This is a genomic window from Sulfitobacter noctilucicola, assembly GCF_000622385.1.
In the GTDB taxonomy this organism is placed as follows: domain Bacteria; phylum Pseudomonadota; class Alphaproteobacteria; order Rhodobacterales; family Rhodobacteraceae; genus Sulfitobacter; species Sulfitobacter noctilucicola.
Window position 1 is genome coordinate 89,174 of record NZ_JASD01000006.1, and the last position, 13,709, is coordinate 102,882.

The following is a 13,709-nucleotide window of genomic DNA, read 5'->3' on the forward strand; positions in this document are numbered from 1 at the left end:
CTGAACAAGGTGGAGATGGCTGGACCCTGCCCACGACGTTCCGAGCGAAAGATCGAACGGTCATGCAAACCAGCCCCTTTTTTCGGCGTCAAAAAGCATCGTTTGTGACATTCAGCGTTACGGAAGCTACGCGCAGGTCGCCATGCCCGCCACCCTATCGCGCAACCAGCCTTTCACCATCCTCCTCTCGCAGCATCGCTTCCATGTCGTCCAAGCCATCGACTGCAGAGCGCATCTGCGCCTCATCAGCTACGCTCGCTGCCTCTGCATCGGCGACCTGGCTTCCAAAATCCATCTCCATCTGGCGCTGTTCCTCGGCGATAACGGTTTGAACGACAGGCGCGGTCTTTTTTGGAGCGACGTCGGTTTGCTTTGACGTTTGGCTGCCAGCATCTTGGTGTGCGGTCTCCACAACGGCGTCAGACCCACCTGGTCCGTTCGAAGGCGGAGTCATCGGCATGGCGCGCACGCTCAACGGGAGATTGCCCTGCGATCCCCCTCCCCCCGGCTTCGGAAACGGCAACTCGCCTGATTGCGCCGCGTGGATCGCCTTGAAGAGCCGGTCGTCAAAATATTGAATCCGCTTTGCACGGACAGGCATTTGCGCATCGATGACCATAACGATCTCATCAAGCGGCAGGCGGCGCGCCTCGTCTTCGGGGAGCAGAGAGCTCTCTTCGGTCCGTGTGGATTGGCTACGCCCTTCAAAGGGGTTCTTGCCGATAGACTGCGAGCGAGTGACCACGGTCTTCGTGGTCTTGCCGACCGCCTTGCTCAGCTCCTCGACAGTCTTTTCATCCGAAGGAGTAAGGTAGAGCTTCACGCCCGCATTGCCCTGCAGGGCACGGCGGGTGTTCTCGCCATAGATTTCATCGAGGGCTGGGATCGTTTGCGTGACCACGGCCAGGTGACCGCGATAGGTGCGCAGGGTCTCTATGCTCTCGACCACAATGGGCATCTTGCCCAAACGATTGAACTCGTCGAGCATGATCATCACGGGCCAGGGCTCATCCGGCCCGGGGTCCTTTTCCTGCATGGCGGAGAGGAGATCGGAAAAGAAGAGCCGGATCAGCGGCGCCAGCGGCTTCACCATCAACGGTTGGACCACGAGGTAGACGGAGAAGGGTTTCTTGCGGATCGTTCGGAAATCAAAATCCGACGCCGCCGTCGCCTCATCGATGGCCGGGTTCTGCCATTGATCGAGCCCCGAGGTCATCAGGAGCGAGACGTAAGAGGTCAGGGTGTCATTGTTGGTCGAAGCCAACCGCGTGAAGATCAGCTTGGCGGCCCTGTTGTCGACCTCATGGCCCCGTGCGAAATACTCCTTCTGCTTGTTCCCGCCCGAGGCGGCGATGCGGTAGATCTCGCCCAAGGTCGGACGTTTGCGCTGGAAGGCCAAAAGCCCTGCCGCCACGAAGAGATCGATCCCGCCCTTGAGGAGGCCTTGCACGCGGTCGTTGTCGCTTTGCAGAAAAAGCGTCGCCAGGAGCTGCAGTTCCATCTGCTGGCGCGCGGGATCTTTCAGCTCGAAGATACGCAGGAGCGGGTTGTAGCGATGCGTGCGCTTGCCCTCCCAATCGGTGGGGGCAAAGCGATACACCTTGTCGCCTTGGGCAGCGCGGTGGCGGGCCGTGGCCTCGAAACACTCGCCCTTCACATCAAGTGTCACGGCGGAGCCTTGCCAGGTCAGCAGGTTCGGAATGACAAAGCCCGTGGTCTTGCCGCGGCCCGTGGGGGCCACGATCAGCGCATGCGGGAAGACCTTGGAGCAAATGTAATTGGCGCGGGAGCCCGGCGGCCCCAGCTTGCCGAGGATGAACCCCGTACCGGGCGCCCCGAAGAAGCCGTTGGCCTTCATCTCACGCGCGGTCTGCCAATGGGTCTGGCCAAACCGTGTCAGGGCGGACCCCGAGAGGGCGAGGCTCAGCATCAGGCCGGCGGCGGCAAAGCTGCCGATGATCAGATGGATGAGCTGGGCATCCTCGGGGCGGCGATCGCGGATCGTCAGATAGTTCTGCGCGATGTAGGCAAAGTCGATCTCAGCCCCGAAGCCGAGATCCTGGTAGGTCAGTACCGCCGAGACGATAGTATAGCCCATGGCGGCGGTCACAAGCGTGACGAGAAACACACCGGCCGCGATCCGCGCCTTTCCCATGGACGCGTTCAATGGACCTGACCCCGCTCGATCTCGCCATCCACGTCTGTCGCGCGGTGTTTTTCATATTCGGTGTCGGCAAGATCATCGACCACCTGGCGCAAGGCCTCCGTGTTGGCCGTCGCGGCATCGGATTGCAGATAGACTTTGGCGACATAGAGCCGGTCGAGGCGGTCCTCGAGAACCTTCTCCAGCGCATCGGCATCGCCAGATGTGAGCCGGTCGAGTTGGCGAACGTCCAGCACCCGCGCGATCTCGTCGCGAAATGCGTCCCGCTCCGCCTCGGTCTCGAAAGGCGCGGACAACTTCCCCGCCCGCTCATGGTCCAAGACACGCGCGATTTCGTCTGCGAGACGGTCGGTACGGTCAGACTGCGGTGCAGTTTCATCGCGGGCCGCGAGGATGTCGTCGCGCGTGCCAACCCCAAGCCCGTCGCGCATCTCGGTTTCACGGCGGACCTGATTGATAGCCTCTGTGTCCCGGATCTCGACGACGGCCGCATAGGTCGCACCGAGCCCACGGGCGAGGTGGGACGGCATGTCCGGGTAGCGCGCGCGCAAATCATCCGTGACAGCATCCGCAATGGGCGTGCGGAGGTCGCGTCCTTCCATGATCCGGTCGACCTCGCGGGTGATCTCGCTGGCGCGGGTCGCTTCGGTGATGGTCTCCCTGTAGGGCTCAGACCGGTTAATCACATCGCCGGGGCGTGCGAGCAGGCCCGGGTGTGCTTCGAGATACGTGCGCTGCTCCGTCTCAATCCGGCGCTCCGCCCGTGAGACCACCTCCCAATCCCGGTCCTCTATCTGCTGCGCGGTCAGGCCGTCTGCGCGCATCTCCTGACGGATTGTCCCTTCCATCGCCCGCACGGCGTCCTCGTGATAATGGAACCGCTCGCTGACCGCTTCCGCTTCCATGACCCCATCCCGGCGCGGCACGTTCTCTCGCTCCAACAGCGTGCCAAGCTCCACATGCACATCGTTGAGAATGACGCGCGCCTGTTCCAGATCGGCGCGGCGTTCGAGGTTCAGATCGCGCGCCTCGGCCACCTTGGAGAGATCATCAGCGATCCATTGATGCTCCAGCGCAGCATTGGAGGCCCCAGTCTCGATCCGGGCCACCACTTCCGATGTGCTGATACCCGTGCCCCGCAGAGCAGCGTCGATCCGTGAGCGCAGGCGCGGCTCAGTGAGGCGCTCCAATTGGTTCTCTTGGATGTTTGCGTCGGAGTAGACCCCGCCTTTCGACGGCGCCTCAGACAACGTGCTCGAACGCAATCCGAGAGGCTGCATGTGCTGGACCTGCGCCTGGATCTCGATGAGGCGCTTTTCCAGCACGGGACGTTCCGCGTCAGACTTCTCGGCGACCATGCCCTGCACCCGCGCAAGCTTCTCCGCATAGAGGCTTCTCAGATCCTCGAAACTCTGATCCTCGGCCATATAGACATCTCCTGTTCGGTCCACCTGCCCGCCATGCGCGAGCACCTCGCCCGCGCGGAAGAGGGCTGCCGCAATATCCTCGCGAGCCTCCCGCGAGGCTTCCGCGGCAAGCGAATGGTAGACGGTCCTGGTGTTGGCGATCTCCGCGAGCGTCCGGGTCAGGTCGGCCCCCACACGTTCCCGCTCGCGTGGCGCGCGACCCTCTTCTTTCGCGGCGTAGACCTCGCTAGCTCGGGCGGGGTAATGCACGACACCGCGATCGACGCGGCGCGTGGCCTCAAGGCGCACGCCATACTTTTCCGCCTCCTCGACCATGGCGAGGCGGAAGTCGTCATAATTGAAGCGGTGGTTGCGACCGAGGAAAAAGAACTCGCCTTCCTGCGAGCGGCGGTTCAGCACCAGATGCGCATGGGGATGATCGCGGTCCTCGTGCACAGCAATGATGTAATCGAAATGCCCCTCATCGGTCTGGAAGAACCGCTCGGCCACATCCGTCGCAATGTCGCGCACATCCTCGCCGCGGGTGCCGATGGGGAAGGACATGAGCATGTGGGTGGTCTGACCAAGCTTGGGTTTGAAGCCCGCATCCCACCGTTTGGCAAAGCGCTCGGTGAGGTCCTTGATGTCCTTCGCCTCAAGCCTCGCCTTGCCATCCAGAAACCCGCTACTGTCCACGATATGGGTGGACTTGGTGGTGAGGTACTCGAGCTGGTTCATCAGCTGCGATTTGGTATGCGTCCCCCCGCCCCGGATCGCCTTGAAGACCGCCGGACGGTGCCCGGCTGCCGCGCGCACAAGCTGGCTCTGCTTGGCGACATGCAGCCCCTGCATCGAGCCTCGGATGCGGCTCCAGCCATCCCGGAACACCTCGCCGGTGACGGCGTCGACTGCATCATTCAGCCGCATGGGCAAACTCCTTCAGCGCGGCCGTAGCCTCGAGCTGCATCGCATCCCGACGGCGGCGCAGGAGCAGGTCGATCTCGTCGGCGGAATCCAGAATGAACCGCGCCAGCCCCCGCATCTGCGCAAGGCGCAATTCGGTGAACTCGGCATTCGCGCGCGCCACGGCCGCGTGCCCCATCCGGTTGGCCCGCGTCATCTGCTTGGCGATCTGCCCGACCCCATTCCCGACCTCGTGCAGAGAAGCGCGGTAGCGCGCCATCTCTGCTGCCATCTGCGCGTCCGGAACGAACACCCCGCCTGCCGCCTGGATGAGCCGCCGAAGCCCCTCGGCCCGGCTCTCGATCCCGGCCTTCGCCAACACCGCGTCGAGCGCCGCAAGCTCCGCAGCCGTGACCTTCACACTGACCGCCGAGACCGGAATTGCGGCATCTGTCTGGCGCTCCGCATCGGCTTTGAGCGTGTACTGGATCGCCCGCGGAGACACGCCAAACCGCTCAGCAAGCACCGAAGTGGAAACGCCTTCCGCAGCCTCGCGAACGATCTCCATGCGGTCCGCATCTGAGAGACGTTTTGAGCGCGACATGCGAAGAAAGACCCCCTATTTCCTGCCACCTTCCACCAAGGCTGCCCCTACCTTACGATAATATACTAAGCTGTCAATTATATATTTACGGTGCATTCAGTCCCAGGCAGCCTTGGTGTCCGCTTCCCCCGCGGCCCGCAGGGGCGCGGGCCTGCCGCCCTCACCACCGGGCGACCCACCTGTCCAATGGGTCCCCTTCCCCAGCAGCGCCCGAGGGTCTGGCCGAACACGCACGTGTTCGGACGGAACCGCGGGCGGGCGCAAACCCCACCGACAGGGCGGACAGGCAGGGTCAAGGAGGGCCAGATTTGGCTCCGCCAAATCTCTGCCGCAAAAACCGGGAGGCCCTGGCCGATAGGTTTTTGCGGATGGCCCCCTTGAGGCTGACTGGCCGGTCTGTCGCGGCCTGATCATTCCGGGGGAAGTGCGTCCGTTCAATACGCAGCGACCGGCGGCTTCGTGAGGTCGCCTCGGGCGATCTAACCGCCGGACCCGGCATCCCTGGAACCGGGATCAGGCCGCCTCGAGATCGTCTCGGGGCGGCCCATCTTCATCAGAGGATTCAGTCCTGAGGGTCCTTCGCGCTCGGCGGGAACATCACCAGCTCCGAGACCGCGACCGGAAAGTCGAGCTTGAGGCTGAAGAACTCCGAGCCATCCCCGTTGCGGGTGTTGCGGAACATCGCACCCACGCGCTGAAAACGGGTGCGCTCCTGGCCATCGGTATCGGTGAACTTGACGGGGACGGTGGCGACGTAGTGGTTGGTCATTTGGGTTACTCCTTGTTGCGATGGGGATCACCCGGCACGGGGGCAAGAGGCACGGTCGCAAGCGCAAATGCGGAGGGTCCGCGGCTCCGCCGTGGAAGCCGTATTTGTGCTTGCCGAAGCGTGAGCTGAGGGCACGAACGGGCCGACCCCGTGCGATCCACATGCATAGCAAAAAGGAGGGACCCGATTGACCTGTGCCATCACGCAGTCGCCACCATCCGCGTCCACGTCCTGCCGAACCTGGCCGGGGTGCTGATGATGCCCGCCCGCGTGGATGCGATGTTCCGAAACACGCCCCGAGGGACGTGCAGCTCTTCAGCCTCATGTGCGATGTCTCGACCCCTCGCGTCTTGCGCTGCGGACGATGTGTCTGAGGTGCGCACCATCCCCAGCCCGCACCGATGCGGATGGGCCGCACTCTGACGGACTGGGTAAAGGGATAACGGTGCTGGCCGCCGCAGACTGCCGATCACGCGTGACCGATTGCACGCACCATGAGACATGACGAAAGGGCCGCGCCAAGCGCGACCCCGACCCACCTTCTGATCAGGACTACCTCACATGGCTGCTCGAACCCCCGAAGGGCCCACCATGTGACGCGCACGAAGTTGACGGTAGTCAAGATCATGGCAAATATTGCCAACTTCTTTGACAAGATATGGCAGGTGATGATATCTTGGGTCAATGAAGGAGGACTGCTATGGCGACGATGAATGTTTCTCTCCCCGATCCGATGAAGACCTGGGTTGAAGCACGACTGAAGGATGGCAGCTTCAGCAATACGAGTGATTATGTGCGTCACCTTATCCGCCGTGACCAGGAGCGCGCGCAAGCGATCGATGCTTTGCAGCAAGCGATCGATGAAGGCCTCAAGAGCGGCGACCCCGAGCCATTCGACTTCAAGACGTTCAAGGCGCGGATGCGGGAGAAGCATGCCCGCAAGTAATCTCACCGCCTACCGGCTGACACCCGCCGCCCAGCGAGATCTGGAAGACATCTGGTTTTACACAGCACAAACATGGTCGATGGCGCAGGCCGACCGCTACACCGACATCCTGGAAGATACCTTCGATCGGTTACTCTTCATGCCGGAGATGGCACGCGAGCGCCCAGAGTTCGATCCACCTGTCCGCATCCATCCCAGCGCTGAGCATCTGATCATTTATCGGGTTGAGCAAGATCAGTTGATCATCTTACGCGTCCTGGGAGCCGGGCAGGATTGGCACGTGATCTTGAGAGCGGCAGATCAATAGCAGGGTGGATCCTGTATGTCCTCGCCTCCACCATTATGCGCCCAAGCTCTCGAGGATCGCCTTTGTCCCCGGCATCCGCTTCAGCGAGTTTCCGATGTGCTCCCGCCAGCGTGGGCCAACCTCCAGAGCAGCGGCATAGGCGCGGGCCAGATCATCAGGGCGGTCCTCGGCCATCGCTTCGATCAGGAAGGCTGCTTGCTCTCGATCCTTGGCCGACTTTAGGCTCCCCTCCCCGTCCCGCCGCCGATCCGCAATGATCAGTTTGTGGATCGCATAGCGCTCCGGGCGCGGGACCTGCACGAGTATGCCGGATCGATAGATCGCCGCCGCATGAATCGGTTCGGCAATCAGGAAGTTGAGATAGTTCAATCCTTGGGCGTTCACGCCCAATGCTGGCAGATCACGGATGGTCTCATCTCCGAATGCCGGTGTTAGAAACTCGACCAACTGGCCACTGCCGCCTTGCGCCCATCGCCAGGTCCGGCCTTGGTCAAGAGCCGGTAAGGGATCAAATTTGAGCGCCGAGAAGGTCTCGGCGAGACCAGGGTCAACCTGATCCTGCAGCGCCACACTGAGCTTTTCGAACTGGGCGATGTCGATGTCGCCGGTATTAGCCATGCCGCCCAAGGGCAAACGAACACCTAGCTCGCCCTCATAGAGCCGGAACGCGTTTGTCCCGACGATGGTGCCACCCAAACGGAAAGTCCCGGCCGCCGCCATCGCCGACAGGATGGACCCGGTGGCCCGGTCGGTGGGGGTCATGCCTTCGGCGCGCAGGAGGCGAACGAGCCGCGACCGTTCTGCCTGCCGATCCTTGGCGGTCGCGCGCAGCTCTTCAATCCGGTCGATACGTGCACGCGTCTCGTAGCTGTCTTCGCCGATATAGATGAAGCGCATCTCCGTTCCGACGCGTCGCGCGGCGTACCAATAGGCCTTGTCGCCGCGCTCCTTGAGCGTTGGTTTGCCTTCCACGCCGGATAGGGCGTCGTCTTTCAGAAGGCGCACCAGATCGGTGTAAGCGCTCATCGCGATGCTGCTAAGTGGGGTCATGCCAATCATTTCAAAGTTTTGCTTGGCACGCATATACCTATCAAAAGATAAAATTGCTAGGCAAAAGGACGTGAGGACACCACCACGTCCATGAGGAGCGACGAAAGGGCCACCCGGAGGCGACCCCCTTTCTTCAATCCTGCGCAGTCTTCTTCGCCGGGTCCGCAACCCGCATGACCGTCAGGCCTTTCGCTTCCGCCTTCTGCCCGAGGTTCAGCGCGACCCCGTTGCCGCCGAAGAGGACAACCCCCGTCGCGGCGAACTTGTCGTCCAGCATTTCGTCGTTGCACTTGAACGGTGCCGCCCGCCCGTGCGCGGACCAGCGCGGATCGAAGCGCGCCTGTGCTATCCCGCGTGCCCGGGCCCACCGAGCCGCGATCATCTCCGCCCCGTGCTTGCCACCCTTGTGGCAGAGGAAGATCTCCTGGTTGCGGTTCTGCTTGATCCGTTCGCGAACCTTGTCGAGCGTGTTGAAGATCACATCGACATCGGTCCAGTCGGTGGCGCCTGAGACGATCAGGGGCACCCCCTCGACTTTCGATTTCTCGGCAGTCTCGCGGTCGTGCTGCTCGAGGAGCTGCCGCGCCTCGAAGACCGCGCCGGTCTCCTGCGCCCGGACGCTCGCGCGCGAGCCGGCTGCCGGGATGAAGGCGTGACCCGTCTCGATCTCGTAGCATTCCGCCGCTGCCTCGCTCATCACCTCGATGGCGCTGACAATCTCGCGCAGCTGCAGAAAGCGCGCCTGCGCTTCTTCGAGCGCGGTCTCGGCGATCTCTGATCCGTCGTGGGATTTTGCCAGCGCACCGATCTTGTCGGCGGTGCGGTCGACCTCCTTGCCAAGCGCCACCTTGCGGCGCTGCAGGATGGTGGCGAGCCCGTACGCCAGCGGTTCGATTTCCGCCTCGAGCCCGGTATTTCGCAATTGACCGAGCAGAGCCTCGAAGCTCTCGCGGATGATGTGGTCGGTCAGGATGTGATCCTCGGGGATCGGGAGTTGTGCGTCCTTCTCGGTCAGTCCGAAAAGCTCGATGGTCTCGTAAGTGTTCGCATTGTCGTAAGCCATGTCTGTTCTCCAGTGTTCGGTTGTTCGACCACCACGTGAGTGTGGTGGCATGGCCGAATGCCTGGTTTCCGAATCTGGCCGGGTCAGGGACGGCGCAGCCGCCGGCTTGCCCGGGGGCAAAAGTTTTCCGCGCGCGACACCCGAGACACGCGCACCCTCACGCACGGGACCATCCCGCGCAACATGCCCCGCCCTCGCCGAAAAGTTTTGCGATCCTTGACGCGGGCTGATTTGGGGGCCATCCGGAGGATATGCTTCCGCACTCATGTGTGTGTGTTTTGACGGTAGGTTTGCCCGACCCGAGCAGGCAAACAGCCCGACCGGACGCGGGAGACGGATGGAGCGACGGGATCGTTTTGGCCTCGGGCCAAAACAGACCAGAGCGCAATCCGGCGGAGCGGCCGGGGAGGGACGTGCTCGCGAGGCGGGCAAACCGGGGGCCTAGGTGCGACGCCGCGGTGAGGCCGCATGGCCGAATGCGCGACGGACCGAAGGGCCGTTCTCCCCTGCGACATGGCTGGCGAGCTGGGGAGGCCGGGCACGTCGGCTTCAAGATACGTCCGACCACCTGCCCCTGAAAGCAATTGAAAAGGAAGACTGGCGATGGTAGTCTGTTGGAGCACCAGAGGAGCTACTATGAGCGTTCAAAAGCAATCCGTCAGTTTCACCGACACGGCCTACACATTTGCCAAGGAACTGGTCGAAGCTGGAGAGTACCCAAATATGAGCGCGGCTGTTTCGGGTGAATTGGCGAAGGCCAAGGCAGAGCGAGATCGCGAACGAACTTTGCTCGAAGCAGAATTGGAACGCCGCCTGTCTCTTCCACTCGACCAATGGGAACCCGTCGGCGAAGCGTCCGACGTCACGGCCAGCGCACGGGCCCATCTTGCCGCGATGGCCAAAAAGACCTGATGCGATTTATCAGGCATCCGTTCTTCGAACGTGACCTTATCGGTATCGTTGATCATATTGTTGAGGTGACCGATGGTGACGTTGCAGCCGCGAGCCGTCGCCTGGATGAAGTAGACGCGCTCTTAGAAGCGATTGCCTCAAATCCAAATTCAGGTGTCAGGCTGAACGACAAACTGGATGGATGGCTCGTGCGCCATGGCGGCGCCGGTCAGCGACTGACCATCGTATTCAAACCGGATGTAGACGCCGGGCAGATTTATCTCGCTCTTGTCGCGTTCGGCGGCCGGGATTGGATGCGACTGGCGTCAGCGAGACAGGTGTTCACTGACTAGCCTTAGAGCCATGGAGTGACGGAGAAGTTGTAGACCGGACCTTCGCTGCGCCGTGCGCGAACTGGTAGGATGCGGGACAAACCGGACTTATGCAGGCGCGGCTGTTGCTGAAGCAGCATTAGTTCGCACGCGCGGCGCGTTCATCGCTGTGTCGCAGCTGATGTCGCCATACCGGTCGATCAGAGGCCCCGATTGTGCCTGAGCCAAGACCGAACTTTCGCCGTACGCTTCGCCAATATGAAAGATAATGGGACAGAGATACCGTTCGCGAAACTCAAGCTAACGGCTGCTTTACTCGTGTAGGCTGCCGCCAAAGCCATCCTTCATCAAAGCGTCCAACATAGGACAAGCCGCAGAGCCATCGTCGCAGTTCTTGGAAAGGCTCAAGAGCGCGTCTTGGAGGCGCACTAAGTTCTCAATCTTGGCGGTGATCTCACCCAGATGGTTCTCAGCCATTGCTTTCACCTCGCCACAGGATCGGTCACTCTGCTCGGTCAGAGATAGAAAGGTCTGAATAATCGAGATCGGGAAGCCCAAATCGCGACACCGGCGCACGAACCTGAGTTTGGCGATTTCATCTGACGAGTACAGCCGACGCCCTCCTGCCGAGCGCCCCGGTTTCGGAACAACACCCTCTCGTTCATAGTATCGGATCGTTTCGATGTTCACGCCGCTTTGTTCTGACGCTTTGCCGATGGTGAACATTTCGCTTGCTCCTATAGTGGCTACAGGAAGTAGAAAAGTAAAATGGACATGAATGCAAATCAACAACCCTTGGCGGACACCGGCATCGCTGCCCGCCTATTGATGCCCTTCGCTGCGCTTTTGGCGCTGTTGTCGGCGTCATGTTGCGTTTTGCCTATCGGCCTTTCGATACTGGGCCTTGGCGGTGCATGGCTCACCATGCTTGGGCCATTCATCGCTTATCGAGGGTTCATTCTTGCAGGTGTCGCGATTGCCCTCGTTTGGGCTTGGTATCGGGTGCTGCGGCGCAAGCCATGCTCAACGCGCAGGCGGTCTGCAATTATCTGGACGTCACTTGCATCTATCGCCTTTTTGATCGCGCTGTCTTCGCCGCTCTGGGAGGCGTCAGCGCAACGTTTTATGTGGGATTTGTGGAGATCGACTCGATGAAGAACAAACTCCTGGCGCTCGGGGTGGGTGGCACGATCTTGGCCGCGCTCTGTTGCTTCACGCCGTTGCTGCCGGTCGCGCTGACCGCGCTTGGTCTGACGGGCTTACTTGGTGTCGTCTACAGCGATGCTTTCTTGCTGCCGATATTGGCAGGATTTCTCATACTCACGGGGTGCGCGATATGGCGACAGAAGACGCAAAAGTAGTGCTGCAATCGACTCTCACCTGTCCATCTTGCGGGCACGTTGAAACCGAGACTATGCCGACCGATGCCTGCCAGTGGTTTTATGAATGCAAGTCATGTCAGACCGTCATGAAACCGCTAGAGGGGGATTGCTGCGTCTACTGTTCTTACGCAACGGTTCCATGTCCACCTATCCAAGAAGGCAAATCCTGCTGCTAAGAGCGTTGTTCATATCAATGCTCGCGCCTGCAAAGCTTATGATCAGCGAGTGACGCCAGAACATAACAATCCTCGGCTACGCCATCACCTTCACATCCCTTGGACATTCGAACGAGTTCTTTCTCCAAAGCGCGCAACCGTTTGATTTTGGCGCGCACATCCGTGAGCTGCGATGTCGCAATCTCCGTAGCAGCTTGGCAAGAACGATCCGGGTGTTCCTGGAGCTCGATGAGGGACAGAATAGCCTCAATCGAAAATCCCAGATCACGAGCGTGACGAATGAAACTCAGTCGTTCCAATCCTTCCTTATCGTAGCGTCTTTGGTTGCCACTTGTGCGCTCGGCCTCTGCCAAAAGTCCCATTTCTTCATAGTAACGAATGGTTGGAACCTTGACCTTTGTGCGTTTTGAAAGCTCGCCGATAGAAAACATGAAGAAACCTCTTGAACCTCTAGTCACTAGAGACATTACACTATCACCAACGTAAGATGAAAGAGGATTCACCCATGTCAGGTTGCTGCGGACACGACACCAAATTTGACGGCGTATCAGACGATTACAAGCGAAGGCTTTGGATCGTCATTGCATTGAACGCGACGATGTTCGCAGTTGAAATGACGGCTGGCCATCTGGCGAAGTCACAGGCGTTGCAAGCCGACGCTCTCGACTTTGCGGGTGATGCAATGACCTATGGCATTTCTCTGGCCGTCATTGGTGCCTCTCTTCGCGCCCGTACCAATGCCGCACTTTTCAAGGGTTTTAGCCTGTTGCTGATGGGACTTTGGGTATTCGGATCGACCGGCTACCGCATCTTTTATGTCGGGGTTCCCACAGCCGAGATCATGGGTGTTGTTGGCTTTCTGGCATTGCTCACAAACCTTGCCAGTGTGGTCTTGCTGGCGCGCTACAAAGACGGTGACGCCAATGTGCGATCTGTCTGGCTATGCTCTCGCAATGACGCCATCGGCAACGTCGCCGTCATGTTCGCCGCCTTGGGCGTCTGGGGCACTGCAACGGGTTGGCCTGACCTGATCGTTGCAACAATCATGGCGGGGCTGTTTCTATCATCGGCTTTCCAGATCGTGCGGCAAGCCCTCGCAGAACGACGGGAAATAATCGACCACGAACACGCGGAGGCATGATGCAGGGATTTCTCATTTTTCTGGGTCTGGCGGTTACCGCTATGACCCTTGCAGCAATCCTCTGGTCGATCGCCTTTCCTGAGCGGCGGATATGGCCGCCAAGACGATACACGACACTCACGCCTTTCTTTGTCTGGGTGCCAACATTCACGCTGTTCGGGGTTCTCATCCTGCTGGGTATTTGGGGGTGGGCTGATCTGGCCATACCGAGTTGGTTGCGGTTTGGCGTCGGCCTGCCTCTCATCCTGATCGGCAATATCGTCGTGTGGATGGAAGTCTCACACTTCGGGGTGCGGCAGACTGGTGGAGCCAAAGGGACCCTTCGCACAGAAGGCATGTATGGCTACTCGCGGAACCCGCAGTACATGGCTGACATTGGCATCGTATTTGGCTGGATGATCTTGTCAGCAGCGCCTTGGGCTATAGTCGTAGGACTGGCTGGAATAGTGGTGCTTATTGCAGCGCCATTTTCCGAGGAGCCTTGGCTCAAGGATCAATACGGAAGCGCGTTCGAACAGTACGCGTCACGTGTGGGGAGGTTCTTCTGAGGTACGCAACGAGCCAAGGTCGGATTG

Annotated in this window: 16 protein-coding genes; 8 read left to right on the forward strand and 8 right to left on the reverse strand. The window is 60.5% G+C overall.

Annotated features, from left to right (window positions below):
- Positions 1 to 154: 154 nt before the first annotated feature.
- From Z946_RS0102760 to Z946_RS0102775, 4 genes are all read right to left on the reverse strand, one after another.
- Entirely contained in the window at positions 155 to 2,155 is a 2,001-nt protein-coding gene (locus Z946_RS0102760; RefSeq protein WP_025054216.1) for a type IV secretory system conjugative DNA transfer family protein, read from the reverse strand.
- A gap of 8 nt (positions 2,156 to 2,163) precedes the next feature.
- On the reverse strand, positions 2,164 to 4,497 hold the full coding sequence (locus Z946_RS0102765; protein ID WP_025054217.1) for a relaxase/mobilization nuclease domain-containing protein: 2,334 nt from the start codon (positions 4,495 to 4,497) through the stop codon (positions 2,164 to 2,166).
- The gene (locus Z946_RS0102770) at positions 4,484 to 5,077 is read right to left on the reverse strand and encodes a helix-turn-helix domain-containing protein (protein WP_025054218.1); all 594 of its coding nucleotides are present in this window, start codon (positions 5,075 to 5,077) and stop codon (positions 4,484 to 4,486) included. Before Z946_RS0102770 ends, Z946_RS0102765 begins: the two co-directional genes overlap by 14 nt.
- Before the next feature lie 562 nt (positions 5,078 to 5,639).
- Positions 5,640 to 5,846, reverse strand: a complete 207-nt coding sequence (locus Z946_RS0102775; protein WP_007120662.1) for a hypothetical protein — start codon at positions 5,844 to 5,846, stop codon at positions 5,640 to 5,642.
- Between the two features lie 700 nt (positions 5,847 to 6,546).
- On the opposite strand from Z946_RS0102775, the gene Z946_RS0102780 reads away from it, so the two are divergent.
- A complete protein-coding gene (locus Z946_RS0102780) occupies positions 6,547 to 6,792 on the forward strand; it encodes a type II toxin-antitoxin system ParD family antitoxin (RefSeq protein ID WP_025054219.1) in 246 nt (81 codons plus the stop codon).
- Positions 6,779 to 7,099 carry a type II toxin-antitoxin system RelE/ParE family toxin gene (locus Z946_RS0102785; RefSeq protein ID WP_025054220.1) on the forward strand — a complete coding sequence of 107 codons (321 nt, stop codon included), beginning with the start codon at positions 6,779 to 6,781 and terminating at the stop codon, positions 7,097 to 7,099. The genes Z946_RS0102780 and Z946_RS0102785 overlap by 14 nt, the downstream gene beginning before the upstream one ends.
- Positions 7,100 to 7,132: 33 nt before the next feature.
- On the opposite strand, the gene Z946_RS0102790 is transcribed toward Z946_RS0102785, so the two are convergent.
- Both Z946_RS0102790 and Z946_RS0102795 read right to left on the reverse strand, forming a co-directional pair.
- Positions 7,133 to 8,149: a nucleotidyltransferase family protein gene (locus Z946_RS0102790; protein ID WP_025054221.1), complete on the reverse strand. Its 1,017-nt coding sequence runs from the start codon at positions 8,147 to 8,149 to the stop codon at positions 7,133 to 7,135.
- Between the two features lie 133 nt (positions 8,150 to 8,282).
- Positions 8,283 to 9,212: a DUF2493 domain-containing protein gene (locus Z946_RS0102795; RefSeq protein ID WP_025054222.1), complete on the reverse strand. Its 930-nt coding sequence runs from the start codon at positions 9,210 to 9,212 to the stop codon at positions 8,283 to 8,285.
- Positions 9,213 to 9,848: 636 nt separating this feature from the next.
- Between Z946_RS0102795 and Z946_RS0102800 the strand changes: the two genes are divergently transcribed.
- Entirely contained in the window at positions 9,849 to 10,124 is a 276-nt protein-coding gene (locus Z946_RS0102800; RefSeq protein WP_025054223.1) for a hypothetical protein, read from the forward strand.
- On the forward strand, positions 10,124 to 10,456 hold the full coding sequence (locus Z946_RS0102805) for a hypothetical protein (RefSeq protein ID WP_025054224.1): 333 nt from the start codon (positions 10,124 to 10,126) through the stop codon (positions 10,454 to 10,456). The genes Z946_RS0102800 and Z946_RS0102805 overlap by 1 nt, the downstream gene beginning before the upstream one ends.
- A gap of 291 nt (positions 10,457 to 10,747) precedes the next feature.
- On the opposite strand, the gene Z946_RS0102810 is transcribed toward Z946_RS0102805, so the two are convergent.
- A complete protein-coding gene (locus Z946_RS0102810; protein WP_025054225.1) occupies positions 10,748 to 11,161 on the reverse strand; it encodes a MerR family transcriptional regulator in 414 nt (137 codons plus the stop codon).
- Between the two features lie 293 nt (positions 11,162 to 11,454).
- Here Z946_RS0102810 and merF point away from each other — a divergent pair, with 293 nt between their 5' ends.
- Together merF and Z946_RS21770 are read left to right on the forward strand one after the other, a co-directional pair.
- Positions 11,455 to 11,796 carry a mercury resistance system transport protein MerF gene (gene merF / locus Z946_RS21765; RefSeq protein WP_241461292.1) on the forward strand — a complete coding sequence of 114 codons (342 nt, stop codon included), beginning with the start codon at positions 11,455 to 11,457 and terminating at the stop codon, positions 11,794 to 11,796.
- Positions 11,772 to 11,993: a GDCCVxC domain-containing (seleno)protein gene (locus tag Z946_RS21770; RefSeq protein ID WP_081780760.1), complete on the forward strand. Its 222-nt coding sequence runs from the start codon at positions 11,772 to 11,774 to the stop codon at positions 11,991 to 11,993. The genes merF and Z946_RS21770 overlap by 25 nt, the downstream gene beginning before the upstream one ends.
- A 14-nt stretch (positions 11,994 to 12,007) precedes the next feature.
- On the opposite strand, the gene Z946_RS0102820 is transcribed toward Z946_RS21770, so the two are convergent.
- Positions 12,008 to 12,424, reverse strand: a complete 417-nt coding sequence (locus Z946_RS0102820) for a MerR family transcriptional regulator (protein ID WP_025054226.1) — start codon at positions 12,422 to 12,424, stop codon at positions 12,008 to 12,010.
- A gap of 74 nt (positions 12,425 to 12,498) precedes the next feature.
- On the opposite strand from Z946_RS0102820, the gene Z946_RS0102825 reads away from it, so the two are divergent.
- The gene (locus tag Z946_RS0102825; RefSeq protein ID WP_025054227.1) at positions 12,499 to 13,134 is read left to right on the forward strand and encodes a cation efflux transmembrane domain-containing protein; all 636 of its coding nucleotides are present in this window, start codon (positions 12,499 to 12,501) and stop codon (positions 13,132 to 13,134) included.
- Positions 13,134 to 13,682, forward strand: a complete 549-nt coding sequence (locus Z946_RS0102830) for a methyltransferase family protein (protein WP_160170261.1) — start codon at positions 13,134 to 13,136, stop codon at positions 13,680 to 13,682. The genes Z946_RS0102825 and Z946_RS0102830 overlap by 1 nt, the downstream gene beginning before the upstream one ends.
- The last annotated feature ends 27 nt before the right edge of the window (positions 13,683 to 13,709 follow it).